A 25,425-nucleotide genomic window follows, 5' to 3' on the forward strand; every position below is an offset into this window, starting at 1 on the left:
TCCCTCGGGTCAGAAGTCCGTGCCGTTGTCGGGTCCCGGGCCTGTCGCCCCTGGGCCGTCGGCCGGTCGTGGCCGGTTCGTGGGGCGTGCGGCGCGGAACGGGCGCCTTCGCGGCGCCTCCTTCCTCGGGTCGGGGGAGCGCACGGCGACCTCGATGTCGTCGTCGATCGGCAGTCCCGTCCCCGCGGCGAGGTCGCGTTCCTGGCCCCTGGGCGGCTTCAGGCGCAGCGCGCCGTTGGCCCTGCGCCGCAGCTCGTAGACCGAGGCACCGGCCGAGCGCGCCGCGACCAGCGACGGCCGGCCGCCGGTGCCGCGCTCGACCCGGAAGTAGAAGACCCGGGGCTTGCCCCTGATCCGCTGCTCGTCGATCCGGTGGCCGGACTGCCGCAACTCGACGCTGTGGCCGCCGAGTTGCCGGCGCCGCCGGGTCGCGGCCCGGCGGCCGGCGACCCAGGTGGCCAGCGCCGCGGCGACCAGCGCACCGGCGATCACCGCCCACCGGAACCGGTCCCACCAGGTGGGCGGCGCGGTGACCGTGACGTCGAGGAACGCCTCGTGCACGACCCGCTCCCCTTCGCTGGCGTCGACGACGGCCAGCACCCCGCCGGTGTTCCCCAGCGGCGTGTCGTCGCCGAACGTCACGGTGAACGGGACGGACTCCTCGCTCCCCGGCTCGACCCGCACCTCGGCCGGCGCGACCCGCACCCCGCCCTCGCCGGTGTCCCTCGACTCCAGCCGCAGGTCGTGCGGTTGGCCGTCGGTGTTGCCCACCAGCAGCTCGCCCTCGACGGTCCCGCCGGGGTGCACCTCGTCCTCGTCGAACGTCACCAGCGCGTCCACCGCCGGCGGCCCCTGGGTGGCGCGGGTGTAGAACGGGCGCTCGTCGGCGACCACGCCGGGCGCCGCCATCTCGCTGGTGAAGACCAGCTGGCCCGTCGCCTCGTCCGGCACGGTGAACTCGCCGCTGAAGACCAGGTCCCCCGCGTCGCGGTCCCCGCCCGTTCCCCCGTCGCCGAGCGGCACCGGGACCGGCGCGAAGCCGTCGCCGGTGAGCAGCGCCGACGCCCGGATGCCGGCGACCAGCTCCGGGTCGTCGACGGTGACGTTCTCCCTGGTCTGGAGGCGCGCCTCGACCAGCACCCGCTCCCCGGGGCTGGGCGAGGGCGGTTGGACCGTCACCGAGGAGAGCAGCCGGCCCTGCCATATCGCGCTGACGACGGCCTCCCGCGGCGGCCCCTCGTCCTGCGGCGTCAGCCGCACCCGCCAGGTGCCGGGCTTCGGGTCGCTGACGCGCAGCGCCTCGACCGCCGTGTTCCGGCCGCTGACCTCGAACGTCGAACCGTCGAACTCGCCCTGGACCGGCACCTCCCGGTCGTCCGGGTCGTAGTAGGTGACGTCGACGCCCGGCACGCCCTTGGCGACGGTGATCGACCCCTCGGTCGCGATCGGCGGGATCGTCACCTCCAGATCCACCGGGGGCACCCCGCTCTCGCCGATCTCGACGGCCGCGCAGCGCGCGGCGGCGAAGGTGCGCTGCAACGCCTCCAGCAGATCGCCCGAGGCGCCCACGACCGTCATCTCCGGCACGGCGCCGGGGAGTTCGGCGCAGCCCTCGACATAGCCGCCCGCCGCCATCCCGGCCAGCGCCTCCTCGTCGATGTCGTCGCCGAAGCCCAACGGCCAGATCTGGACGCGGTTCTCCCTGGCCCGGGCGAGGGTCTCGCCGAGCGCCTCCCGCGCGTTGCGCTGCCGAGCCTCGGGGCTGCCGCCGTAGTTGAGGCTGTCGCTCACGTCCAACCGGCCGTCGGTGAGCAGGAAGACGACCCTGGGGGTCTCCTCGTCGCCCCGCGCCAGCCGGTCGACGGCCTGCGCGAGCGCCGCCGGGTGGTCGGTGCCGGGGCCGATCAACTCGCGGTCGGGGGAGGCGAGTTCCTCCACGCACTCGCTGATCCGCTGCCGGCCCGCGGCGTCCAGCTCGGTGCCCTGGCACGCCTCGACCGCCGCGACCTGGCCCTCCTCCTCCGCGCTGCCGAAGCCGATCACGGTGGCGCGGGAACGTTCGGACAGCTCGGCCTGCGCGATGGTGGTGGCGGCGTCGACCTCCCGCCGCAGGTCCTCTTCGGAGAGGCTCTCCGACTGGTCGACGACGATGGTGAAGTCGATCGGGGCGACCCCCGGGTCGCCGCTCTCGCCTCCGCCCTCGCCTCCGCCCTCGCCGTCGTCCTGCGCGGCGACCGGCGGGGCGAGCGCGGCGCCGAGCGCCAGCAGCAGCCCGGCGACGAGCGGCGCCGCCGCCCGGCGCCCACGCCGGGTCGTGCGCCGGGCGCTCACGGCGCGTCCCAGTCGTCGAAGGTGTCGCTCGCGCGCCCACCGCGGTCGTCCCCGCGGTCGTCCCCGCGGTCACGCCCGGCGGAACGGGAGATCCGGTCGGGCGCCCGGCCCGGACCGCCGCCCGGCTCGTCGTTCCACGGCTCCCAGTCGCCCTCCCGCACGCCCCCCGCGCGCGGGCCCGGCGCGTCCGCCCGGCCGCCCTCCGGCTCCTCTTCCTCCCAGAACGGCCGCCGCCCGGGCTCCCTCTCGCGCTCGCCCAGTTCACGCCGGTCGCCGCGGCGCGGCAGCACCTGGTCCATGGTGCTGCCCACGACGCCGTCCGCCCTGTTCCGCAGATAGCGGATGACCTCGTACATGTGCTCGCCGATGTCGTGCCGCTCCAGGTGGCCGCTGTCGAGCATCCGGCTGAACAGCTCGATCGAGACCTGCTGTTCGTCCCGCCACTCCTGACGGATCAGGTTGCGGATCTCCAGCTCCTGACCCGGGTTCCTGGCCATGAACTCGGCGATCTGCGCGATGTTGCCGCGCCTGAGCATCTCCTCGAACGCCCGGGCGCGCTTCGCGACCCGCTGCGACTGCCAGTCCTCCCGAGCCTCGGTGATCTCCAACTCGTGGCGCAGATCGGAGTGTTCGCGCTGCTGGCCGGCGGCACGGCGGCTCAGGTCGATGAAGACGTGCACCGTGGTGTGCAGCCCCAGCTCGGCGCCGAAGGCGAACCGCCCGGAGAGCAGCTCGTCCCGCACGGCCTGGTCCACCCGTTCCGCCTCGGTCAGCCGGAACCGCCGCGAGATGCCCCGCAGATGGAAGCGCAGCTCGTCGCCGAGCAGCTCGGCGATGTCCCACACCAGCCGCTCCACCACCAGGTACGGGTCCCGCACCTCCCAGTGCACCCGCGCCCGGGCCGCGAACGACTCGGAGTCGCCGGCGGCCGGCAGGGCGATGTCGAACTGGCGCACATGGCGCCCCATCGCGACCTCGAAGACCGTGTAGGGCCCCCGGAACAGCGGCTTGTCGTGGTCCTCCCGCCGGTCGGGCCACCACACCGAGTGGCCGCCGTTCGGGTAGCGCAGCACGGCGATCACCTGACCGCTGGTCTGCCGGTAGGGGACCTCGCACTCCCGCAGCAACGGCCCGGCCGGCGCCTCGCGCCGGCCCGCACGCTCCCCGGCGCGCTTTCGGCCCTTCCCCCGTTGGTCCCCGTCCTCACGACCCGGCCCGCCGAACGCGCCGGGTTCCCTGTCACTCACCGGTCGGTACTCCCTCCTCGCGCCGCACGCCACAGGCGGCGCGCGACCTCCGTCTCCAACGGGCGGTCCAGATCGCGGACCTGACGGTCCAACAGATGACGCAGCCGGTCCCGGTCCCTGGCGTCCAGCAGCAGCAGCGGCAGAAAGCCCGCGAGCGACGCCAGCTGCTCCTCGTCCCCCGCCGCCCGCCGCACCCAGCTGCCCAGCGCGTCGAGCGCCGGCGCGGAGGACCGCGCGGTGGTGAGCGCGTAACGCGTCAGGTCCGCGAGCCGCCCCGCCAGCTCCGGGTGCGCCACGACCAGCGCGCCGCCCAGCGGCCAGTCCGAACGCCGCTCCCACTCCTCGTTGTCCCGCAGCCCCCACAGAAAGGTCGTCGGGGTGCGGATCGCGCGCAGCACCGTGAGCAGCACCAGGTCCGCGTAGGGGCGACGGCCGTCCCGCAGCCACCGGCCCAGCCGTTCGACCACGGCCGCCGGCTCGGGGCCCGCCAGCAGCCGGGCCACGCTCAGCGAGACCGCGGCCAGCAGCGCGCCGTCCTCGTCGCGGCGGACCGCCTTGCCCAACTCGTCGAGCGAGGCCCCCACCGAGCCGGCCGCCAGCCCGTAGCCGTGGGCGACGACCGCGGCCTTCCGCAGCCCCGGGTCGGGGCCCTTCGCCCACTGCTTCAGCAGGCTCATCACCGCGGGCCGCACGCCCGGCTCGTGGGCCGCCCGCGACAGCACGGTCGCGACGGCCAGCCGGGGACCCTCCTGGTCGCCGAGCGCCATCGGCCGCACGAGGTCGCCGAGCCCGTGCATCCAGTCCCAGGAGCACAGCACCCCGGCGGCCACCGCGGCGCGCACCCACACGGCGGGGCGCGGATCGTCGCACAACTCCCGCAGCCAGCGGCAGATCGGACCGCGCGCCGAGTGGTGCCCCTCCCACACCTCGCGCAGCACGGCGGTGGCCAGCCCGTTCCCCCGGAACGCGACGACACGCGCCGGCACCTGCGCCAGCCCCAGGTCCACCATGCCGTCGCCGAGCCGGGCGCGGGCCAGCGCGGGACGCAGCTCGGCGTGGGTGCCGAAGAGCCGGCGCCCCGGCGGCTCCTCGGGGGCCAGGGTGATCCCGAACTCCCAGGCCAGCCGGTCGGCGGCCTCGGTGGCCAGCCCGTAGGGCGAACCGTTGAAGACCGCGACGGAGATCCGGAACGCCGCCGTCCGCAGCGCGGGCAGCGCCTCGGGCAGCCGGCCGGGCCGGTCGGCGCCGGCGAACCACACCCGCGCCTGCCGCGTCACGAACCCGGCGCAGGCCGCCCGCAGTTCCTCGTCCGTCGTCTCGCCCAGCTCGCGGCGCGCCAGATGGTCGGCGAGCCGGGCGGCCTCCGCCGGCAGCAGCTCGTCCAGGCCCAGCGCGCGCCGCACCTCCTCGTCGCGGAACCGCGCCAGCGCCGCCTCCAGCGCCCCCTCGGGCGCCTCGCGCAGCCGCCGCCGCAGCTGGCGCCGCAGCACCTCGTCCGCCGGCGGCGGGACGAACCCCACCGCGTGCCGGCCGCGCAGCAGCCGGTCGGCCGCGTCGCCGCCCACCACCAGCACGCCGAAAGCGCCGGCCTTCGCCAACCGCGCGCCCAGCCGGTCCAGATGCATCTCGGCCAACGGCCCGACGGCGCCCGCCCCCGCGCCGCCGTCGGCGCCCGCGGGCGCCTCGGGCGCCGGGGCGTCGGCGGCGTCCTCGTCGGGCAGCCGCAGCAGATAGCCGGCGCCGGCGCGGAACAGCTCCTCCCGCAGCGTGCGCGGATCGGTCGCCGGGTCCAGCCGGTTGACGCCATCGGTCGCCACCTCGGCGAGTAGCGCCAGCGCGGTGGTGCCGCGCCCGGTGCCCGGCTCGCCGCAGACGACCAGCAGGTTTCTGGCGCGCAGCAGTCGCTTCATCCGCGCGTAGCCGGGCGCCTGGAGATAGACGGCGCGCAGCTGCCGCAGCTCCTCCTCGGGAACCGGCCCGTCGACCAGCGCGGTGCCGGCGGTCCAGGCCGGGTCGAGCTGGTTGACGAAGAAGTAGTTGCCCTCGAAGTACTGGTTGTCCCGGCCGACGGTGAGGGTGCGGGAGGGCGCGAGGTTCGCGCGCGCCGCGCGCGCGGTGGCCGCGCCGCCGCCCTCCTCGCCGTCGCCCAGTCCGCCGACGGCGGAACGGAACGGGTCGGGCTGCTCGGGCTGCTCCGGCTGCTCGTCGCCGCGTTCCCCGCGTTCCCCGCGTTGGTCGCGTTGGTCGCGTTGGTCGCGTTGGTCGCGTTGGTCGCGGGCGTCGCGTCCGTCACGTGCGTCGCGGGCGTCGCGTCCGTCCCGTCCGTCCCGTGCGTCGCGGTCGCGTTCGTCGGCGGAGCCGGCCCCCTCCGCCGGCTCCGCCGCGTGCCCCGCGTCGGGCGGGGCGTCCTCGGGCTCGTCCCGGTCAGCCATGGAACCGTCCCCCCTCGTCGGAGCCGTCGGAGCCGTGGGAGTCCGTGGGCCTGTGGATGCCGGTGAACGGGCCGTGGAACACGTTGTCCTGGATCACCTGGTTGTCGCCGCGCACGTGGAACACCGGGCGCGGGCGCGGGGCGTTCGCCGCGCGCGCCGGCGCATCGTCACCGGTGTCCACCGGGTCGGGTCCCGGCCGAGGCGGCGGGCGCCCGGGCAGCAGAAACCACGCGTACTCGTCGGTCTCCTTGTTGCCGACGCGGAGGCGCGCGTACCGCTCGGGCTCGATGTAGCGGCCCCCCTCGCGCACCACCGTGCGGTAGAGCGTGTCGGAGACCACCAGCAGCAGGTCGGCCCGCGCCCCGTCGATCGCCCTCCTGGCCGCCTCGCTGTCGCAGAGCCGGCAGGCCAGGTCGACCGCCCGCCCCACCAGGCCCCGCGCGTCGAACGTCACGGGGCCCGCGTGCATCGCCACCCGTAAGCGCAGCGGCACCCCGCCGGCCCGGTTGTGCGCGCGCACGCCCTGGTGGAGGGTGTCCACCCAGACGCCGACCATGTCGGCGGCGGGGAACGTCGGTTCCACGGTGGCGAGGACGCCGTCGCCCCGGTCCTCGTGGCGGGACTCGCCGGGGAGGACCCCGACCACCTCGAACGCCTCGTCGAACGCCCGGTACAGCGCCTTTCGCTGCGCGATCTTCGCGTCCATTCCGAGACGGCCGGAACCGCAGGCGTCGACGGAGATCACCAGCCGGCTGAGTGCCCTTTCGGGCTCCCCCCGTTCGGCCTTCCGCCGGTCACCCCGTCCGCCCGCGCGTAAGTGGTTTCGGTCGGACGTTCCGTCCGCCGCCCGTTCACGCGCGCTTTCGGGAACTCCCCGGCCCCCTCCGCCGGTCCCCTCCCCGGCACCGAATGCCGTTCCCATGTCCTCCCCCACGTCCTCCCCCTTCGCGGGCCGCCGTTTCCCAGACGAGTGTGGACACCCACTCGTCGGCGCGATGTAGCCGTTTACACACCCGGCACAACTTTCTCGAACGGCACCCCGCCCTCCGCTTTTCCGTCCTCGGGGCCGTGGTGTCGGTTTCGCGCTCTCAGGCCAGTTCCCCGCGTTCCGCCAGCAGTCGCAGCAGGTGCGGATTGGTGACGATCAGGCGTTTCGGGCCGGTGCGGACGACGTCCTGGTCCCGCAGGAGCCGCAGCGACTTGGCCACCGCCTCCCGTCCGGTGCCGATCGCCGCCGCCAGGTCGTGCTGGGGGAGTGGCAGGTCCACGACCGTTCCCTCCTCCACCTCGCGTCCCGTCCTCTCCACCAGTTCCAGCAGCCTTATGGCCAGGCGCCGCAGCACCGTTCCCGAGGCGAGTTCCCTGCGTTCCTGGTCCGAGCTGCGCAGCCGCGAACTCAGCTGGCGCATCACCAGCCCCGCGGCGACCGGGCGTTGGAAGAGGAAGCCGCGGAAGCGGTCCCCGGTGAGCACCGTGGCGTTCAGCTCCCCGAGCGCCGTCACGGTGGCGCTGCGCGGGCGGTGGTCGACGGCGGCCAGCTCCCCCACCAGGTCGCCGGCCCCGCGCAGGGCGAGGATCAGCCGGGCGCCCCGGTCGGTGTTCACCTCGGCGACCGACCAGCCGTCGAGAATCACCAGGACGAAGGTGCTGTTCTCGCCCTCCCGGATCATGACCTCGCCCTGGGCGAAGGTGCGGGGGCTGCCGAGATTGATCAGATCCCCACGGTCCTGCGACGAGAGGGCGTCAAGGAAGGCGTGCCCCTGCCCGAACAGGCTCATGAGAATTCCCGAGGTGAACGACCTGCGGGGACCTGCGCTTTGACATGGTGATCGTCACTGGATTCCCCCGTTGCGATCTTCCGTGCGTGTGCGAGGAGATGAGAGTAGAGCCGGAAACCACGGTGCCGCAAGGCGGTTCACCCCATCCGTATCTATGTGCGTTTCGCGCATCAGAGGCTTCGAGGAACCCAATATTCCAGTGGGATATTCAGCCGTGTCTCACTCTATGGGTGTGCCTCGCGCGGATGTTCCCTCAGCGCCCTTGACCACACCTGTTTCCCTGTTCGGCGGTGACGGAGGAAACGGAGGAACAGTGGATAGGTTGTGGCACATGCCGCGGAACGGGGCGGTGGGACGGCGGAACGGTGGGACGGCGGGACGGTGGAGCGATGACATTCGGTGGGGAGAGGCGGCGCGCGAGGGCGAGGACCGATCGGGAGATCGCCGACGAGCTGCGGCGACGGCTCGGCTCCGGGGACTGGGCGGCGGGGCGGCGGCTGCCCTCCGTCGAGGAGCTGGCGCGTGAGTACGACGGCACGGACGCCGATGTGGCCTCAGCGCTGGCCGCGTTGACGGCGGAGGGGCTGGTCGCCCCCGACGGGCGCGGGGGCGCGCTGGCCCGCGCGCCGCGCCGGGCGGTGGTCCGCTCCAACGAGCGCCACCAGTGGGAGAAGGACCGCGCCCGGCGCGGTCATCGGGTCCGCGCGGACACCGGAGTGACCGAGCGAGACACCGGACTGCCCACGGACGAGCTGGTCTTCACCGCGACCTACTACGAGGCCGTCGCCGAGGGGGAGTTGGCGACCGCCTTCGGCGTCCGGGCCGGCACGCCGCTGGTGGAACGCGTCTACCGCACCCGTCACGCGGGGGAGTCGGCGCCGTTCAACCTGACCAGTTCCTACCTTGTCCGCGCACTGGTCGCGGACAACCCTGCGTTGCTCGACGAGACCCGCGAGCCGTGGCCCGGTGGCACCCAGCACCAACTCGGCACCATCGGCATCGAGTTGAGCTATATCGAGGAGGAGGTCACCGGCGTCGGCCCGGCGTTCCGCGCCGAGGCCGAGGAGTTGGACCTGTCCCCGGGCGCGCCCGTGATCCGGCTGCGCGCCCGCTCCGTCGCCACCGACGACCGCACGGTCGAACTCTCCCGCATCGTCCTTCCCGCCGACCGCACCCGGCTCCGCTTCGTGACCCGCCTGAGCGCGTGGTAGGGCGCCCGCGCCCGGTATGACCGGTCCGCGCCGTGTCACCCCGTCGGGGGAGTGGTCCGGGTGTTATCCCCAGGCTGTGGACAACGCCCGGATGTCTCGACGGGGTTGGGGCCGTTCCGCCGTCGAGTCGGCGCGCCCCGCCGTCGGTTGACGGTATGTCAGCGCGAAGAAGGAGACGCCCGCCGGCGCGAAGGCCGACGGGCGTGGGGAGAGGGGGAGTTGAGTGGTCAGGTGACCAATCCGTGGATGCGGTACTGCATCACGCGGTAGTTCTGCGGGTCGTACCACTGGCTGACGGCGATGTGCAGGTCGTCGAAGGTCGACCCGGGGAAGACCCAACCGCCGTACGGGTGCGCCACCACGTTGTCGTGCTCCTGGCCCGGCTCGGTCGGCAGGATCATCGGCTGTTCCGGGGTGGCGGTCAGGTCGGAGGTGGGCAGGTCGAAGATCTGGGCGCGGATGTCGAGCGGCTCCATGTTGAGCCAGGTCAGGATGTAACGGCCCTCCATCGCGCGGAAGCCGATCTCGCCCCAGCGGCGCACGCCGTTGACGGTGGTCGGCTCGTTCCCCCACGCCCAGGCGCCGTTGGCGTACCCCCAGGGCTCGTAGGCCGCCGGGTCGCCCACCGACTCGTGGCGCACCCGGTGCAGCAACAGCCCCGAGGGGATGTCGCGGTTGAAGACGGAGGAGAGGACATAGCAGTAGCCGTCGTCGGCGACCGCGTAGGTCTTCTGCTGGAACTGGCCGCCGTACTGGTCGCCCGGCCACTGGCAGAGATACTCCCAGGTCTCGCCGTTGTCCGTGGAGCGCCAGAAGTCCGAGTGGTGGGTCTGGAAGATCACCCCGCGCATCAGGTGCATGTAGAGCGTGTCGCCGATGGCGAAGACGTCGGAGGGGATCGCGGTCGTCCCGCCCTCGTGTCCCTCGGGGACCAGCCCGACGGCCTGCGCCCCGCCGACGGCGCCGTCGACGACCAGGGCGCTCAGGTCCGGGTCGGAGGCGCGAAGCCCGACGGGTGAACGCCAGTTGCGCTCGTCGCCCACGCCCTCGCCGTCGAAGGTGTCGCCGCACACCATCAGGATCGAGCCGTCGGGGCAGCGCACCGGGATGCCGAGGTCGGTCCAGGGCGCGGCGAACTGACCGGTCTCGTCGGGTCCCGTGAGATCCCTGACCTTGGAGCCGCCGACGGCCCTCGGTGAGGGACCGCTGCCCGGGCTGGCGCCGCTGGCGTTGGCACTCGCCGCGATGCCCGAGGCGAGCGCGATCCCGCCGGTGCCGAGCGCCAGCCCGAGACCGAGGCCGGAACGGAGCACGTTCCTACGGGCCGGGGAGGGACCGGGGGCGCCGTTCGGGTCCGCGTCTTCAGTGGTCAAGGGGGCCTCCTGTCGGAGCCGTTGGCGGTCGGCACGGCCGAAAGGTGGTGGGTCGCAGCCGACGTGGCCGAAGGTGATACGGGCTGCGGACGAGCGTAGGTTCGCGCCTTCCCGCACGCCAGGGCCGTGGAGTGAGGTGATCGTGGGGTGTTCGTGTGGCTTTCCGGCAGTTGGCCGGAATCAGCCGTTCCGTCTCCGCGCCGCCCGCTGGCCGGGGGACGCCAGGCAGGACGGGCAAGGGCAGCGCGGGGCAGGGCGGGCGACGGCGATCCGTCGAATGGTCGTGGTCCGTGGCCGTGGTGCGTGGTTGTGGTGGGTGGTCGTGGTCGCCGGGACGGGTGGCCGTGGTGGGCGGTCGTGGTGGCCGTGTGGGTGGTCTTTCCGCGGACGGGGTCAGGGCTCGATCAGCGAGCGGTAGGCCGCGCGGCGGTCGGAGTCCGAGGGCTCGACATAGACCTCGGACGGCGGGACGCCGATGCCGCTGTAGGTCTCGTAGGTCAGCACCGCCGGGCAGCTCGCGCCGCCGATGGCCAGGGCGCTGTCGGAGACCAGGTCGCCGGTACGCAGCTCGTAGGCCCGCACCGGCACCCGCAGCTCGCGGAAGGTGACGTCCACGGCGCCGTTGATGCCCAGATCGGACTCGTAGGGGCAGGTCTCGACCGCGTCGCCCATCTCCGCCGTGCCGAGGCAGACCACCAGCACCGCGTCCTCCGCGCCCTCGGCGCGCCAGGAGGAGGGGAGACCGGCGCCCGTGCCCTCCTCGTCGTTGAAGAGCAGCGCCGGATGCGGACCGCCGCCGTCGTAGGCGTCGGCGCCCCGGTAGGGCGCGGGGTCGTCGCAGTATCCGCCGCCGTCGAGCAGGCTCCGCACGGCTGCCAACTCGATGGCGGTCTCCGCCCGTTCGATGCCGTCCTCCGCCTCCCCGACCAACTCGTGGTCCGGGTAGCGGTCGACGAGGTCCCGGTACTGGTTACGCGCCAACTCCCACTGCTCGTGCGAGAGCATCTCCTCGCCGCAGCCGGCCAGTGCCGCCGGCTGGATCTCGGGGACGACGCCCACCGCCCGGTCCAGCGCGGCACCCGTGCCCGCGCCCTCCTCCGCGCCGCCCGTGTCGTCGAGCCAGCCGGCGATGTCGCGGGTCACGCAGGCGTCGTCCGTCGGCAACGCGCCGAGGAAGTCGTCCAACACCTCGTCCGCCTCAGCCCCGCGCTCGGGGAACCGCGCCCACAGCGCGTCGAGTTGGTCGAACGCCGTCTCCAACGACTCGGGGGCGCCCCGCTCCAGGGCCGACTCCAGGCCGGCCCGCGCCTCCGCGAGATACAGGTCGGAGCCCCGGTCGCGCGCGCCGTCCCAGAGGGCGCCCGAGTGGCCGTCGTAGTCGGCGAAGACGTCGGCGGCATCGATCCGCTCGCCGGCGGCGACCAGCCGCTCGGCCTCGACGAGTAGCTCGCACGCCTCCGCCTCGTCGTCCACCCGGGAGGTGAGGGGCGCGTCGTAGAGGCGGTGGTAGAAGCCCAGCTCGTCCGAGCTGGCCAGGGCGCGCTCGCAGTCGCCCTCCCGGTGGGCGGCGGAGGCGTCGCCCTCGATCGCGTGGGCGTCGAAGCGCGCTATCGCCACCGAGAGCAGCAGCGGCACGGTGGCGGTGAGGGCGAGCAGCCGCTGACGGCGTATCCCCTTGCGCCAACCCCCCTTGCCGCCCTCGCCCGCGTCCGCCCGCCACGCCCCGCGCGCCGGCCGCCCGCCCGCGAGATACCAGCCGTGCACGACGACGGCCACCCACCACACCAGCAGCAGCGCCTCACGCCAGCGGGAGGGCGAGGCCGCGAGAAAGCCGATCAGTGCCAGGGAGACCAGCACGGCGCCGAGCGCGAGCCAGGGGCGCCGCAGCAGCGCGTAACCGCCGCCGAGCAGCGAGGCGTTGGCGACGCCGACGGCCAACGGGTCGGCGCCGCTCGCGGGCTGAGAAGGTGGGGAAGCCCCGGGGGTCGCGTCCACTGCGTTCCCTTTCTCCGGCGAACCGTCACGGGAACTTCATTGTGGCTCCCCATGGCCGTGAGGGGGCACCGAATACAGGAACATGCGAAGGCCGTTACCCTCGGTGTCCGCCGGGTGGGGTACGGGGACGTCAGGCGACCGCCAGCGTGCCCGCGTAGGAGCGCGCCTCCTCGTGCGCCTTCGCGCGGGAGGCGTCGGCCAGGTCGACCAGGTCCGCCATCGCCGGCACGATCCGGGCCAGGGTCAGCTCCGGCACGATCAGCCGCAGGTCGACGCCGAAGGAGTCGGCCAGGATGTGCTTCAGATAGGGCGCGTTGAAGTCCTGCCCGGCGCGCGGGGTGCCCTCGGCGTAGGAGCCGCCCCGGCTGGTGACCACGGTGACCGGCTTGCCGGCGACCGACGAGTTCGCGTCCAGGGTGCGGCCCACCACGATGATCTGGTTCAGATAGGCCTGGAGCGTGCTGGGCACGGCGTAGTTGTAGAGCGGCGCGCCGATCACGACGGCGTCGGCGGCCTCGAACTCGCTGGTCAGCTCCTCGCGCAGCTCCAGGGCCGCCCGCTGCGACGGGGTGCGCTCCTCGGCGGGGATGCTGGCCGCGACATGCCCGTCCGCCGACAGATGGGGAACGGGCTCGGCGTCGAGGTCCCGGTAACGCACCGTGCCTCCGGGGTGTGCCTCCTCCCAGGCCTCACGGAAGGTCCTGGTCACCTCGCGGGAGACCGAGGCGTCGCCGTTGAGGGAGGAGTCGATGTGCAGGAGGGTGGCCATGACGTACTCTCCAAAGAGTAAGGGGATGCATTTAAGGAGGCAGCGAGTGATTGGCAAGCTGCTTACTTTTCTACAGTACACCCCTTCCGGAGGGCCACAAGTAGGGTTGAGCGCATGAGCGCTACCAGGGGTGAGGAGCGATCCGGGGGTGGTGAGGCCGTGCCGTCCGCCTGTCGCGAGCCTGCGCACGCGGTCAACGAGGTCTTCGGCGTGCTGGGCAAGCGATGGAACGGTCTGCTGATCGCGGCGCTGATGACCGGCCCAGGACACTTCGCCGAGCTGCGCCGCGCGGTCCCCGGCATCAGCGAACGGATGCTCTCTGACCGCCTCAGCGAGCTGGCCGAGGCCGGGCTGGTCGCCAGGGAAGTGCACAACGGACCGCCGCTGCGCGTCAGTTACCGCCTCACCGAGGCCGGCCAGGGGCTGCGCCCCGCGCTGACGGAGCTGACCCGCTGGGCCGAGGCCCACCTGGTGGACGGCGACCAGTGCCCCCGCATGGACCTCTGACGCGGCGGACGAGCGCCGCGTCGCGTGCCCGCGTCGGGGACGGTGGGCGGGCGGCCGTTCCGACGGCTTAGGCTGATTCGGTGAGCGACGAGGCGAGGGACGACGCGGCCAGGAACGAAGCGGCGGGCGAGGAGAAGGAGCCCGACGGGTCGACCTCCGACGGGACGGCCCCCGACGGGACGACGTCCGAGGGGACGCCCTTCGACGGGACGGCGTCGGACGCGTCGGCGCCGGGCGCGCCGGGCGACGGCGGCGGACCCGAGGCGGAGGCCGGCACGCGGAGGCTCGCCCAGGCGGTGCGGGCCGCCGAGAACGCGCTGATCGAGTTCGAGATCGCGGTGGAGACCTACCGCATCGAGGTGGAGAACTTCTCCCGGCTGCACGAGCAGCGCCTCGGTCCGCTCTACGCCAAGATCGAGGAGCTGGACGCCAAGATCGCCGAGGCGATCGCCGCCCGCACCGGCGACCCCGAGGACCAGCGCCGTGCCCGCGAGGCCAGGGCCGCCGTGACGCCGATGCCGCTGGTCTCGGAGCTGTTCTCCGGGTGGCTCGACGGCGAGGGGTTCACCCCCGAGGGGTACGCGATGATGACGGACCAGTCCGTCCAGCCGCCGCCCCGCGTCCGCCCCAGCGAGGAGGCCCGCAAGCTCTACCGCGAGCTGGCCCGCCGCTGCCATCCCGACCTCTCCACCGACCCCACCGAACGTGGCCGCAGGGACGCGTTCCTCTCCCGCGTCAACCAGGCCTACGCGCGCGGCGACGCCGACGAGCTGCGGGCGCTCACGGAGGAGTGGGAGAACGGCGGCAAGCCGGACGACGAGCCGCTCGCGCCCGGCGCGAGTGAGCTGTACGCGCGCCTGGAGTGGCTGGCCAGCCGCAAGGAGCTGCTGGCGGACGCGGCGACCGCGCTGGAGGACAGCGCCGTCGGCTCCATGCTGCGGATGGCCGAGGACGACCCGGACGCGCTGCTGGACGAGGTGGCGGAGGGCCTGCGCCGCCAGATCGCCACCAAGGAGGCCGAACTGGCCAGGCTCACCGCGTGACGCGCCGTGGTCCTGTGGCAGGGTTGACGCCATGAGCTTTGGGGTTCCCGCCGTTGGCGCGGGCGAAGTGCCGGACGAAGGCCTGCTGTTGGACGTGCGCGAACCGGCCGAATGGGTCGCGGGACACGTCGAGCGCGCCGTTCACATCCCGCTCGGGCAGGTCGTCGAGCGGCTCCCGGAGATCACGGAACTGGCCGGCGACGAGCCGGTCCACGTGATCTGCAAGGCGGGGGGCCGCTCCGCGCAGGTCACGGCGTTCCTGCTGCAGCAGGGCGTGCAGGCGATCAACGTGGACGGCGGGATGCACGCGTGGCAGTCCGCGGGACGTCCGATGGTCAGCGACGAGGGCGACGTCCCCACGGTGCGCTGACGCCGCGCGGGCGACCGACGGTGCCGTGCCGGTCGGGTGGGTTGTCGGCGTGAGCCCGGTCGGTGGGTTGCTCGCGCAGTTCCTCGCGCCCCTTCTCCGGGCTTGGCGCCGCGGTCAGGGCGGCCCGCCCTCAGGGCTACGCGGGGGCGAACGCCGCCGTCACGCGGGTGACCGCTTCGCGCAGGGCGTCGTGGCGGCGGCAGAAGGAGAAGCGGACCAGCCACGGCATCGTGTCCACGCCCTGCTGGAACGCGCTGGTCGGGATCGCCACCACCCCCGCCAGCTCCGGCAGCCGCCGGCACAGCGCGAGTCCCTCCGTGTAGCCCCAGGGCCTGACGTCGGCCTGGAGGAAGTAACCGGCGTCCGCGCGCAACGGCGTGAGGCCCGCCTCGGTGAGGCCGGCGGCCAGCAGGTCGCGCCCCTCCGTGAGCGTCGTGCGCAGTTGGGCCGCCCAGGTGTCGACCGTTCCGAGCGCGCCGGCGATCGCCTCCTGGTAGGGGGTGCCGGACGCGTACGTCAGCCACTGCTTGACGGAGGCGACGGCGGCCACCAGCTCGGCCGGGCCGCTGATCCAGCCGACCTTCCAGCCGGTCACGCTGAACGTCTTGCCGGCCGAGGAGACGGTCAGGGTGCGTTCGGCCATTCCCGGCAGGGTCGCGATCGGCACGTGGCGGGCGCCGTCGTAGACCAGGTGCTCGTACACCTCGTCGGTGAGCACGGTCAGTTCCCGTTCCACGCACAGCTCGGCGATCACGGCCAGTTCGTCGCGGGTGAAGAGCTTGCCCGTCGGGTTGTGCGGGGTGTTCAGGATCAGCAGCCGGGTGCGCGGGCCGAGGGCCGCGCGCAGCGCGTCCGCGTCGAGCGCGAAGCCGTCGCCCTCGACCGCGAGCGGCACCGGCACGAGGGTGGCACCGCTCAGCCGGGCGTCCGCCGGGTAGGCGTCGTAGCAGGGGTCGAACGCGACGATCTCGTCGCCGGGGGAAGTCAGCGCGAGCACGGCGGAGGCCAGCGCCTCGGTGGCTCCCGTGGTGACCAGCACCTGGGTCGACGGGTCCAGTTCGATGCCCCAGTGCCGGCGCTGGTGGTCGGCGACGGCGGCCCGCAGTGTCGGGTGGCCGGCGGCCGGAGGGTACTGGTTCCGGCCGGCGAGCACGGCCTCGGCGACTCCCGCGAGCAGCTCGGGCGGCGAGTCCAGGTCGGGAACGCCCTGGCCCAGGTTGACCGCCCCGGTGCGGTGGGCGAGTTCGGTCATCTCGGTGAAGATCGAGGTCTCGTTGGCGCGGCGCATGGGCCCACGATAGGTCGCGGCAACGCTCCCGCGGCCCGGCCCCGGGTCGGGAGGCTCCGGTGTCACGAGCGGTACCGGACGGGATACGGTGCTGGGGTCATCACGTGGAGAGCGTGGAAAGCGTGGAGTGGTGCCGCCGCGAGGGCGGCGATGGGGGAGCGGACCGAGATGATGTCATCCGACTCCGCAGCCGGGGCGAGGGGCGAGCCCGGCGAGGAGCGCGCGAGCACCGTGACGCCGCCCGACGACGACGACGGCGCGCGCGACGACGGCGCGCGCGGTGACGGCCCGCTCGCGGACCGCGTGGGCGACGACTCGCTGGAGTCCGTGCGGCTGGGGTCGCTGTCCCTGCCGGCGCGCGCGGTCGTCGCGGTGGCCATCGGCGCCCTCGCGGTCTACGCGTGCTGGCACCTGGCGATGGTCTTCCTCTTCGTCGCGCCGTCCAACACGGTGCGCGAGGAGCACTGGGGCACGGTGCGCGGCTACATGTATCCGGAGTTCGAGCAGAACTGGAAGCTCTTCGCGCCCAACCCGCTCCAGCGGAACACCGCGGTCCACGCCCGCGCGGAGATACGCGAGGGCGCGGGGCGGTCGCCGAGCACCACCGAGTGGATCGACCTCACCGCCTGGGAGATCGAGCAGATCCGGCACCACCCGCTGCCCAGCCACTCCAACCAGAACATGCTCCGTCGCGGCTGGGACTTCTACGACAAGTCGCACAACGACGACGGCGAGCCGATCGGGATGCGCGGCGAGGTCTCGGCGAGCTATCTGCACCGGATCGCGCTGGAACGGCTCGGTGACCGGCTCGACCTGAACACGGTGGAACGCATCCAGCTTCGGGTGGTCAACACCCGTGTCCCCGCGCCGAACTGGCGCAGCGAGGACTTCGACACCGAGCCCACCACCCAGGAGCTGGGCTGGTGGACGGTGACCACCGAGGACCTGCCGGCCGACGTCGACACGGGCGGCACCGACAACGCCCGCCGCGACGCCGACGCCGACCCCGGCGACGCGGACAACGCGGACGAAACGGGCGAAACTCAGGACGCCGAGGGCGCCGAGGACAGCGACGACACCGGCGGGAACGAGGCGCGGTCATGACAGTCCCCCCGCCCCGTTCCGCCCCGGACGCGGCCGAAGCCGCGAACTCCGCCGAAGGCGCGAACACCGCCAATGCCCCGAACACCGCCGGCTCCCCGCCGCCGCCCTCGCCGTTCGCCGACCTCGGCCGGAAGTTCGACGGCGCGCTGCTGCGCGGCATCGGCAACATCACCCGCCGCGCGCTCGGCCCGTACCAGACGGCCATCGTGCGGATCGGCTTCGCCTTCACGATGCTGCTGTACCTGCTGCGCGAGTGGCCGAACCGCGGCCTGCTCTACGGCCCGGACAGCCCCTGGGGCTACGACCTGGCCAGCCGGTTCGTCGACGACACCGGGGCGTTCACCCCGCTGCTGTGGTCGGACTCGGCGCTGTGGTTCGAGTTCGTCTACCACCTGGCGATCCTCGCCTGTGTGGCGCTGCTGCTCGGCTGGCGCACCAGGGCCAGCTCGATGCTCTTCATGGTCGGTGTGCTCGCCGTGCAGAACCGCAGCGTCTTCATGGGCGACGGCGGTGACAACGTCATCCATCTGATGGCGATGTACCTGGTGCTCACCCGCTGCGGCCAGGTCTGGTCGCTGGACGCCAGGCGCCGCGCACGCCGCGCGGCGGCCGGGGTGCCGGCGACGCACGACCCGGTGGGCGTGGCGATCTGGGCGGTGCTCGGCGTCGCGCTGCTGCTCTCGGTCGTGACCGGAAGCATGGACAGCCTGGTGTGGACGCTGTTCTTCGCCGGGATGTGGCTGGTGCACGCCTTCTGGTGGCTGGTCACCAGGTACGCGCCGGGCGAGCCCCGGATCGTCTCCCAGATGATCGGCAACCTGGTCCACAACGCCGCCCTGTTGGTGATCATGTTCGAGGTCTGCGTCATCTACGCGACCGCCGGCTGGTACAAGATCCAGGGTTCGCGCTGGCAGGACGGCACGGCCGTCTTCTACCCGCTGAAACTGGACTACTTCAACGCCTGGCCCGAGCTGAGCGACCTGATCACCGGCAGCGGGCTGCTGGTGCTCGCGCTGACGTACGGAACGGTCATCGTGCAGGTCGCGTTCCCGTTCGCGCTGCTCAACCGCCGCGCCAAGAACGTGCTGCTGTTCCTGATGATGGGCGAGCACCTGGGCATCGCCGTGATGCTGGGGCTGCCGTTCTTCTCGCTGGCGATGATCGCGATGGACGCCGTCTTCCTGCCCACCGTCTTCCTGCTGTGGGCCGGCGACCGGACCGGGCGGGTCGCCCGCCGTGTCACGGCGCCGGTGGCGCGGCTGGTGGGGCGCGGCGAGCGGCCCGAACTCCCGGTCGAGGCGCCCGCTCCCGCGGCGGCGCCGGCCGCGGCCGAGCGCGCGTGACGCCGGCCGAGGCGGGCGCGCGCTGGCGGGCGCTGTCCGCGCGGCATGTGCTGCTGGACGGCTTCCACGCGCTCAAGCACGCGCTGCGCTTCGGCGCCCGGGTGGAGCTGGCGCTCACCGCCGACCCGGCGGCGACGCGGGAGTTGACCGAACGACTCGCCCCCGACCTGGGCGAACGGCTCGCCGCCACGCTGGTCGACGTCCCGCCCGAGACGCTGCGCGAGCTGGTCGGCAGGCCGCACCCGACGGGCGTCGCCGCGCTGGCCGCGCCGACGCCGGCCGACCCCGCGCTGCTGCCACCGCCGGCCGAACGGGCAGCGCCGCTCGTGGTGTTGGACCAACCGCGCCACCTGGGCAACGTGGGCGCCGTGGTGCGCCTGGCGGCCGGCGTCGGCGCGGCGGGCGTGCTGACCACGGGAACGGTCGACCCCTGGCATCCGACGGTGCTGCGTTCCTCGGCCGGGCTGCACTACGCGGTGCCGGTGGGCAGGACCGAGGTGGAGGCGCTGCCGGCCGGGCCGCTGCTCGCCCTCGACCCGGAGGGCGAGGACCTGCGCGGACTGACCGTTCCCGAGGGCGCGTTGCTCGCCTTCGGCTCCGAACGCGCCGGGCTCACGCCCGAGGTGCGCGCCCGCGCCGACGCGCTGGTCGCGCTGCCGATGCGCCCCGGGGTCTCCAGCTACAACCTGGCGACCAGCGTGGCCATGACGCTCTACCACTGGTGCGCCACCGCCCGTTGAACGCCCGTACCCCCGTACGCCCGTGTGTGTGCGACTGCCTGAACCGCCGGCGGCACGCGCGAGGCGGCGCCCGACGCGGCCCTGGCCGCCTCGGACGCCGTTGCCTCTCCCCCCTCGGGCCTCAGTAGAGCGCGTTGTCCAGCGACGACTGCCAGTAGGTGACCTGCGCCGCGCTGTCGACGTACAGCTCGCCGTCGGGCAGCGGAGCGTCGATCAGGCCGCCCAGGGGCTGGTCCTCACGGTCGGCGAGGGTCACGCCGAGGCTGTCGATCGTGTGCCCCTCGCCGGAGTCCCCCGAGGCGTCGGAGGTCATGAGCCCGGCGTAGGCCACCTGGCCCGGGTCCAGCACGACGACGCTCTGCGGCTTGGTGTCCTCGATGCGCGGCGTGACCGCCTGGGCGTCCTCGCCCAGCTTCAGATGCGGGGCGTAGTAGGCGGCGCAGGTCTCGTCGCCGGTGTTGGTCATGGTCAGCAGCATGTAGTTGATGGGCCGTTCGACCGGGGTGATCCTGACCTCGGTGCCGTCCTCCGCGCAGGGCGGGATCTCGGCCGCCTCCTCGGCGGACACCTCGCGGGACTCCTCGCCGGCCTCGGGCCCGGTGACCTCGGGCTCGCCGCCCGGCTCCTCGCCGTCCGAGGCGTTCGGCTCCTCGGAGGCGCTCTCCTCGCCCCCGGTGTCCTCCCCCGCACCGCCGTCCGTGCCGTCGTCCTCACCCTCCTCGTCGGCGCCCTCGGAGTCACCCGTGTCGGAGGAGGACTGCGAGGACGAGGCGTTGTCGCTGTCCTTGTCGTCGTCCTGGCAGGCGGTGAGGGACGCCATCGTCAGTGCCACGCCGAGCGCGGCGACGGCGGCGGTTCGAACGCGGGAACGGCGGTGCGGGGCGCGGATCTTCATGGTCGTGATGTCCTTCCGTAATGCGGTCGTTGGCGACGGGAAGCAGCATGTGCCGCTTCCCGTCCCACCAGCCAGCGGACACGGCGGGTTCGGAGGGGTGGGACGGTCCCACCCGGGGTGAGCTGGAAGTATGGTGAGTGGATCGAATGCTGGGACGGGATGTCGAAGAGGGGCTGGGACGTTGGCGCCGGGTGCGGAGGTGGCGGATCTCGCCGCGCTGCTCATGGAGTGGAAGAACCGTTCCAAGCTGAGCTACGGGGTGCTGGCACAGAGACTCCACCTCAGCGCCTCCACGCTCCACCGCTACTGCCGGGGGGAGGCGCTGCCGCCGGAGTTCGCGATCGTGGAACGTTTCGCCAGGGCCTGCCGGGCCACGCCCGAGGAGCGCGCCGAGGCGCACCGGCGCTGGATCGCCGCGGACCTCGCGCGTGAGCGGGACCGCAAGGGCCCCCGGCCGGCCGAGCCGGAGGCACCCCCTGCCGCCGCGACGGCGGCGCCCGAACCGGAGCCCGCGCCCGCCGCCGCCGCGCCAGCGGCTCCCGCCGCACCCGCGCCCGCCGCGCCCGCCGCTTCCGAACCCCCGACCCGGCGCCGGAGTCGGCCGCCGCTGCCGTGGATCGCGGGCGGCGTCCTCGCCGCCGGCCTCGCGGCGGTCCTGCTGGCGGTTCTCCTGCCCGACGAGAAGGGCGGCGCGGAGAAGGACTACGTCAAGAACCCGGTCACGGAGACCGCGCCCCTCGACGTGACCACCCGCCCCTTCGCGTTCGAGAACTGCGACGGCGCGCTCTACCTCGTCGACCGACCGCCGGCCGAGGTGCCACCCCCGCCGGACGAGGGCAAGGCCCACGGCTGGGTCAGGGCGTTGGGCGGGGTGGTGGCGGACCGCCAGCTGATGGAGTTCACCATCCAGGGCAGGGGGGACTCGACCGTCGTCCTCAACGACCTGCGGGCCAACGTCACGGAGACCGGCGACCCGCTGCCGTGGGAACTCTACGGCGGCTACGCCGGCTGCGGCGGCGGCCCCGTCCGGACCACCGCCTTCGCCCTCGACCTGGACGCGCAGGCACCCGAGTTGGTGGCCGCCCCCGAACAGGACGACCTGCCGCTGTCCGTCGACGAGACCGACCCGGTGGTCTTCTACCTCGACGCGCGCACGGAGAGCCAGGACGTGACCTGGCACCTCGAACTCGACTGGTCGAGCGGCGAAGAGTCGGGAACGCTCCGCATCGACGACGAGGGCAGTTCGTTCCGCACGAGCGCCTCCAGCGGACAGACGGAGTGGGGGTACATGATCGGCGGCACGGAGTGGTTCGACGTCGACAACCCCGCCGGCGAATAGGGCGCTGGGCGCTGGGCGTTGGCCGTTGGGCGACAGCGGAGCTTCGTGGTTGCCGTGGGTGGTCGTCCTCACCCCGGTGCCGGGTTGCTCGCGCAGTTCCCCGCGCCCCTTCCCGGCCGCGGGGAACCGCGCGGTCCATGTGTGGCGGGGGGAGGTCGACGAGCCGCCGTGCCACGACGGTCCGTTGTCGCCCGGGGGCTCGACCGTCTGCCGGCCCGTAGGGGCGCGGGGAACTGCGCGGTGCGTGTGTGGCGGGGGGAGGTCAACGACCCGCCGTGCCACGGCGCTCCGTTGTCGCCCGGAGGCTCGACCGTCTGCCGGCCCGTAGGGGCGCGGGGAACTGCGCGGTGCGTGTGTGGCGGGGGGAGGTCGACGACCCGCCGTGCCACGGCGCTCCGTTGTCGCCCGGAGGGCACGCGGGGCGCGGGCGACGACCCGTCGTGCCAGGACCCGCCGTCGTCGCCCGAAAGCCCCAGCGGCCAGCGGTTAGCGGCCAGCGGTTAGGCGATGCCGCGGGTCGTCTCCGACAGGATCGCCTCGTTGAACGCGGCGACGCGTTCGGGGACCTCCCGCAGCCCGTCGACCCGCATCGTCGGCAGGCGTTCCGCGTCCGGGTGGTCGCGTTGGATGGTCGCCCAGGGCCCGCGCCTGATCAGCGCGGTGCGCAGGCCGACCGAGGTCGCCGGCGCGATGTCGTGGTCCAGGCGGTCGCCGACGTAGAGGATCTCCTCCGGCTCCACCTCCAACTCCTCGACCAGCAGCTCGAAGAAGCGCGGGTCGGGCTTGGCGACGCCCAGGTCGCTCGACGTGAGGACCAGCCCGGCGTAGCCGGAGAAGAGTGTCCGCAGCACCTGTGTCGTCGCGGGGCTCTGGTTGGCGGCGATCCCGAGCCACATCCCGGCCTGGCGCATGACTCTGATGGTGATGCGCACGTCGGGGTAGAGGTCGTTCTCACCGAACCACTCCGGCTCCCCGGCCGCCGTGCGCTTCTCGCGCTCCAGCGCCATGTCGAAGCCGGGACGGAACACCTCGAACGCCTCTCTCGGGTCGAGACCCCGGGCGAGCGCCGCCCCGAACCCCGCCGAGAACGTGTGCCGTGGCACCCCGAGCCAGGCGGCCCAACCGGCCCACTCCCGGCTCTCGTCCACCAGGCACTCACCCACGTCGAACACCACCGCTCGAATCATGGCCGGGAGCGTATAGAGCGGATCGCCCAACCGGAACGGTGCCGTCCCCCGCGCGGGCGGCATCCCGCGGAAACGGGTACGGGGCGCCGGAGGATGAGGCATCCTACGCCCAGCATCTCGCGCGTTCCGGGCCCCTCGCGCCCCGCGCGCGCCCCGCACGCCCCGCGCCGGCCAGCGCCCCACCCCCGCGGGCGCCGGAACCGGCGCCGACGCGGGTTTTCGAACGGCGCGGCAAGGTCACCCGCGCGCCATCCCCCGAAGGGGTAGTCCGTTGCGCAATGCGGTGGAACCTCGCACCGAGCACCCCTGAACACCCCGCACAGTGGGTACCGGAGGAGTCCGGTGCGCTCGGCGACGAGCCGACTACGCACCGGGGACGGCTGTGTCAGAGCGAGGGAGCGTTTCGATGGCCTGGACCGACGGCGCCTGCGTGGTGGACACCAGGAGCGGCAGGGTCGGGCGGGTGGCGGGGCGGATCGGCCCGCGGTTGCGGCTGCGGCCGTTGACCAGGGGCCGCCCCTGGCACTGTCCCGCCGACGCGGTCCGCGCCGCGTCCGAGTGGGAGCAGCGCAACGCCGACGTGCTGGACGAGAACTGGCGCTTCTGGCGCCCCGCCTGAGCCCCTCCCGCCTCCGAGCTGAAACGATCCGGCCAGCGAATCGGCAGGTGGGAGGCGGGAGCGGGCGGGCGGGGATCTCGACGGTTCAGGCCGGGCGGCGCACCTGCGCCCAGTGGAAGCGGGTCGCGACGAACGCCCCGTCCACCAGCGCCGCGTTCCCCGCGGGGTTGCCCCCGCTGCCGTGGTAGTCGGCGAACGCGGCGGTCTGGTTGACGTACACGCCGCCGGTCAGGTTCAGCGAGAGCTGCGCCCGTTCGTCCAGGCAGACCGCGACCAGCTCGTTCTCCACCTCTTCCGAGGTCGTGTGGCCGAGCACGGTCAACGCCCCGCGTTCCCGCAGCGTGCGGCGGAGCAGCGCCAGCGCCTCGGCCGTCGAGTCCACGGCCACGGCGAACGAGACAGGGCCGAACCACTCGGCGAGCAGCGTCCGTTCCACCCCGGGCTGCCGCGCGTCCAGCCGCACCAGCAGCGGGGTGCGCACCCGCCCCTCGGGGAACTCGGGGTGCGCGAACTCGCGGGATGTCAGCGCCACTTCGCCGGTCTCCTCGGCCGCCGCGATCCGGGAGAGCACCCCCGGGTCGGCGACCGCGCCCAACAGCCCGGCCGCGCGCCGGTCGTCGCCCAGCAGCCCGTCGACGGCGCCCGCCAGGTCGGAGACCACCTCGTCGAAGCCCTTGGGGCCCTCGTCGGTCTCGATCCCGTCGCGCGGGATCAGCAGGTTCTGCGGGGTGGTGCACATCTGGCCGCTGTAGAGGGAGAGCGAGAACGCCAGGTTGGCCAGCAGACCGCGGTAGTCGCCCGTGGAGTCCAACAGCACCGTGTTGACGCCGGACTTCTCGGTGTAGACCCGCGCCTGTCCGGCGTTCTCCTCCAGCCAGTCGCCGAACGCGGCCGAGCCGGTGAAGTCGATGATCCGGACGTCCTCCCGGAGCGCCAGCGTGCGGGCGCTGTGCTCACCGTCCCCCTCGGCGGCCAACGCCACCAGCTGCGGGTCGAACCCGGCCTCCGCCAGCGCCTCGCGCGCGGTCGCCACGGTCAGCGCCAACGGCAGCACCGCGCGCGGGTGCGGCTTGACCAGCACCGGGTTCCCGGTGGCCAGCGAGGCGAAGAGCCCCGGGTAGCCGTTCCACGTCGGGAAGGTGCGGCAGCCGACCAGCAGCGCGACACCGCGCGGCGCCGGGGTCAACGTGGAGGTGACGCGCAGCGGTTCGTGGCGGCCCCTGGGCCTGGTCCACTCGGTCGCCGCCGGGTGCCTGGTCTGCTCGACCAGCGCGCTGGCGACGGCCTCCAGCCCGCGGTCCAGCGCGTTGGGCCCGCCGGCCTGGAGCGCCATGGCGTAGCCCTGGCCCGTGGTGTGCATGACGGCGTGCGCCAACTCGGCGGTGCGCGCGGCGAGTCGGGTGAGGATCTCGACGCAGACCAGCGCCCTGACCTCGGGCCCGGCGTCCCGCCAGGCGGGCAGCGCGGCGCGCATCGCCGGCAGCAGCACCTCGGGGTCGGGGCGCGGGTAGCTGATGCCCAACGTCGGTCCGTAGGGGGAGACCTCGGCGCCGACCCAGTCGCCGGTGCCCGGCTGGTCCAGCTCGAACCGGCGGCCGGTGAGCGAGTCGAACGCGGCGGCGCCCTCCTCGCGGGCGTAGTCGCGCGGGTTGTCGGAGTACGCCGACCAGTGTCCGCGTTCCCGCAGCGCGCTGGTGGCGCGCTCAAGGGTGGGGCGGTGGCGTTCGGTCAGCAGGGAGCGGGTGAGCGAAGGGGTCATCGACGGCCAACTCCTCGCGATGCGGGTGAGCACGATTGTGCAACCCGCCGCTCGGCCGGGGCTAGGCCGCGTCGTTTGGATCTTCGTGGATCAGG

General features: G+C 73.7%; 21 protein-coding genes. 9 read left to right on the forward strand and 12 right to left on the reverse strand.

The window, feature by feature from the left end; genetic code table 11:
- Positions 1–9: 9 nt before the first annotated feature.
- The 5 genes from FH715_RS13295 to FH715_RS13315 all read right to left on the reverse strand — a co-directional run bounded on the left by FH715_RS13295 (position 10) and on the right by FH715_RS13315 (position 7,788).
- Positions 10–2,331 (reverse strand): vWA domain-containing protein, encoded by a 2,322-nt coding sequence (locus tag FH715_RS13295; RefSeq protein WP_139644759.1) that lies wholly within the window; start codon positions 2,329–2,331, stop codon positions 10–12.
- On the reverse strand, positions 2,328–3,578 hold the full coding sequence (locus FH715_RS13300) for a hypothetical protein (protein ID WP_139644761.1): 1,251 nt from the start codon (positions 3,576–3,578) through the stop codon (positions 2,328–2,330). Before FH715_RS13300 ends, FH715_RS13295 begins: the two co-directional genes overlap by 4 nt.
- The gene (locus tag FH715_RS13305; RefSeq protein WP_139644764.1) at positions 3,575–6,010 is read right to left on the reverse strand and encodes a hypothetical protein; all 2,436 of its coding nucleotides are present in this window, start codon (positions 6,008–6,010) and stop codon (positions 3,575–3,577) included. The genes FH715_RS13300 and FH715_RS13305 overlap by 4 nt, the downstream gene beginning before the upstream one ends.
- Entirely contained in the window at positions 6,003–6,716 is a 714-nt protein-coding gene (locus FH715_RS13310; protein WP_139644766.1) for a hypothetical protein, read from the reverse strand. The genes FH715_RS13305 and FH715_RS13310 overlap by 8 nt, the downstream gene beginning before the upstream one ends.
- Before the next feature lie 382 nt (positions 6,717–7,098).
- On the reverse strand, positions 7,099–7,788 hold the full coding sequence (locus FH715_RS13315) for a Crp/Fnr family transcriptional regulator (RefSeq protein WP_139644768.1): 690 nt from the start codon (positions 7,786–7,788) through the stop codon (positions 7,099–7,101).
- Positions 7,789–8,177: 389 nt separating this feature from the next.
- Here FH715_RS13315 and FH715_RS13320 point away from each other — a divergent pair, with 389 nt between their 5' ends.
- Positions 8,178–8,999, forward strand: coding sequence for a GntR family transcriptional regulator (locus FH715_RS13320; protein WP_139644770.1), 822 nt, complete (start codon positions 8,178–8,180; stop codon positions 8,997–8,999).
- Positions 9,000–9,226: 227 nt separating this feature from the next.
- Here FH715_RS13320 and FH715_RS13325 read toward each other — a convergent pair whose 3' ends face one another.
- The 3 genes from FH715_RS13325 to FH715_RS13335 all read right to left on the reverse strand — a co-directional run bounded on the left by FH715_RS13325 (position 9,227) and on the right by FH715_RS13335 (position 13,136).
- Positions 9,227–10,372 carry a DUF4185 domain-containing protein gene (locus FH715_RS13325; RefSeq protein ID WP_139644772.1) on the reverse strand — a complete coding sequence of 382 codons (1,146 nt, stop codon included), beginning with the start codon at positions 10,370–10,372 and terminating at the stop codon, positions 9,227–9,229.
- A gap of 393 nt (positions 10,373–10,765) precedes the next feature.
- On the reverse strand, positions 10,766–12,367 hold the full coding sequence (locus FH715_RS13330; RefSeq protein ID WP_139644774.1) for a hypothetical protein: 1,602 nt from the start codon (positions 12,365–12,367) through the stop codon (positions 10,766–10,768).
- 130 nt (positions 12,368–12,497) lie between these two features.
- Positions 12,498–13,136, reverse strand: a complete 639-nt coding sequence (locus FH715_RS13335) for an FMN-dependent NADH-azoreductase (RefSeq protein ID WP_139644775.1) — start codon at positions 13,134–13,136, stop codon at positions 12,498–12,500.
- A 114-nt stretch (positions 13,137–13,250) separates the two neighbouring features.
- Between FH715_RS13335 and FH715_RS13340 the strand changes: the two genes are divergently transcribed.
- The 3 genes from FH715_RS13340 to FH715_RS13350 all read left to right on the forward strand — a co-directional run bounded on the left by FH715_RS13340 (position 13,251) and on the right by FH715_RS13350 (position 15,056).
- On the forward strand, positions 13,251–13,643 hold the full coding sequence (locus FH715_RS13340) for a winged helix-turn-helix transcriptional regulator (protein WP_139644776.1): 393 nt from the start codon (positions 13,251–13,253) through the stop codon (positions 13,641–13,643).
- Positions 13,644–13,723: 80 nt separating this feature from the next.
- A complete protein-coding gene (locus FH715_RS13345) occupies positions 13,724–14,686 on the forward strand; it encodes a J domain-containing protein (RefSeq protein ID WP_139644777.1) in 963 nt (320 codons plus the stop codon).
- A 31-nt stretch (positions 14,687–14,717) separates the two neighbouring features.
- A complete protein-coding gene (locus FH715_RS13350) occupies positions 14,718–15,056 on the forward strand; it encodes a rhodanese-like domain-containing protein (protein WP_139644779.1) in 339 nt (112 codons plus the stop codon).
- 136 nt (positions 15,057–15,192) lie between these two features.
- On the opposite strand, the gene FH715_RS13355 is transcribed toward FH715_RS13350, so the two are convergent.
- The gene (locus FH715_RS13355; RefSeq protein WP_139644781.1) at positions 15,193–16,344 is read right to left on the reverse strand and encodes an aminotransferase class I/II-fold pyridoxal phosphate-dependent enzyme; all 1,152 of its coding nucleotides are present in this window, start codon (positions 16,342–16,344) and stop codon (positions 15,193–15,195) included.
- Positions 16,345–16,512: 168 nt separating this feature from the next.
- On the opposite strand from FH715_RS13355, the gene FH715_RS28575 reads away from it, so the two are divergent.
- The 3 genes from FH715_RS28575 to FH715_RS13370 are packed head-to-tail and all read left to right on the forward strand — an operon-like array spanning position 16,513 to position 19,531.
- Positions 16,513–17,448, forward strand: a complete 936-nt coding sequence (locus FH715_RS28575) for a DUF5819 family protein (RefSeq protein ID WP_211367602.1) — start codon at positions 16,513–16,515, stop codon at positions 17,446–17,448.
- Entirely contained in the window at positions 17,445–18,791 is a 1,347-nt protein-coding gene (locus FH715_RS13365) for an HTTM domain-containing protein (RefSeq protein WP_211367604.1), read from the forward strand. Before FH715_RS28575 ends, FH715_RS13365 begins: the two co-directional genes overlap by 4 nt.
- Entirely contained in the window at positions 18,788–19,531 is a 744-nt protein-coding gene (locus FH715_RS13370; RefSeq protein ID WP_139644783.1) for a TrmH family RNA methyltransferase, read from the forward strand. Before FH715_RS13365 ends, FH715_RS13370 begins: the two co-directional genes overlap by 4 nt.
- Before the next feature lie 121 nt (positions 19,532–19,652).
- Here FH715_RS13370 and FH715_RS13375 read toward each other — a convergent pair whose 3' ends face one another.
- On the reverse strand, positions 19,653–20,426 hold the full coding sequence (locus FH715_RS13375; protein WP_139644786.1) for a DUF4232 domain-containing protein: 774 nt from the start codon (positions 20,424–20,426) through the stop codon (positions 19,653–19,655).
- A 199-nt stretch (positions 20,427–20,625) separates the two neighbouring features.
- Here FH715_RS13375 and FH715_RS29310 point away from each other — a divergent pair, with 199 nt between their 5' ends.
- On the forward strand, positions 20,626–21,765 hold the full coding sequence (locus FH715_RS29310; RefSeq protein ID WP_281290740.1) for a helix-turn-helix domain-containing protein: 1,140 nt from the start codon (positions 20,626–20,628) through the stop codon (positions 21,763–21,765).
- 500 nt (positions 21,766–22,265) lie between these two features.
- Here the strand turns inward: FH715_RS29310 and FH715_RS13385 are convergent, their stop codons facing one another.
- Positions 22,266–22,952 carry an HAD family hydrolase gene (locus tag FH715_RS13385; RefSeq protein WP_139644790.1) on the reverse strand — a complete coding sequence of 229 codons (687 nt, stop codon included), beginning with the start codon at positions 22,950–22,952 and terminating at the stop codon, positions 22,266–22,268.
- A 406-nt stretch (positions 22,953–23,358) separates the two neighbouring features.
- On the opposite strand from FH715_RS13385, the gene FH715_RS13390 reads away from it, so the two are divergent.
- The gene (locus tag FH715_RS13390) at positions 23,359–23,571 is read left to right on the forward strand and encodes a hypothetical protein (RefSeq protein ID WP_097231696.1); all 213 of its coding nucleotides are present in this window, start codon (positions 23,359–23,361) and stop codon (positions 23,569–23,571) included.
- 85 nt (positions 23,572–23,656) lie between these two features.
- Here the strand turns inward: FH715_RS13390 and paaN are convergent, their stop codons facing one another.
- The gene (paaN, locus tag FH715_RS13395; RefSeq protein ID WP_139644792.1) at positions 23,657–25,330 is read right to left on the reverse strand and encodes a phenylacetic acid degradation protein PaaN; all 1,674 of its coding nucleotides are present in this window, start codon (positions 25,328–25,330) and stop codon (positions 23,657–23,659) included.
- Between the last annotated feature and the right edge of the window lie 95 nt (positions 25,331–25,425).

Origin of the sequence: Streptomyces sedi (assembly GCF_006335015.1) — a bacterium.
Lineage (GTDB): Bacteria > Actinomycetota > Actinomycetes > Streptomycetales > Streptomycetaceae > Streptomyces > Streptomyces sedi.